Source organism: Pseudoalteromonas sp. SIMBA_162 (assembly GCF_046535955.1).
Classification (GTDB): domain Bacteria; phylum Pseudomonadota; class Gammaproteobacteria; order Enterobacterales; family Alteromonadaceae; genus Pseudoalteromonas; species Pseudoalteromonas marina.
In genome coordinates, this window is record NZ_JAWJBQ010000377.1 from 1 (window position 1) to 274 (window position 274).

1 protein-coding gene is annotated in these 274 nt (G+C 66.4%); it reads left to right on the forward strand.

Annotated features, from left to right (window positions below; genetic code table 11):
* Window positions 1–11: 11 nt before the first annotated feature.
* A partial coding sequence (locus R0J88_RS20110) for a serine dehydratase beta chain (RefSeq protein ID WP_410900891.1) occupies window positions 12–274 on the forward strand: 263 nt, incomplete at its 3' end.

Consider the following 274-nt stretch of genomic DNA (forward strand, 5'->3'; position numbering starts at 1 on the left):
CCATGGGCCCGATGGTCGCGGCTGCGCGCTTTCTCGACATGATGCGCGCCTCGCCCTTTGCCTTTCACGGGCTGCGGGCCTCGCTGCATGGCTCGCTGGCCTTCACCGGCGTCGGCCATGCCACTGATCGCGCCACAATCCTCGGCCTCGCCGGGTTCCGGCCCGACACCTATGACGACGACAAGGCCGAAGCGACGCTGGCCGCCATCAACGAGACCAGCACCATCGAGCTGGACGGTCTTGGCACTCTGCGCTTTGATCCCAAGGCAGACAT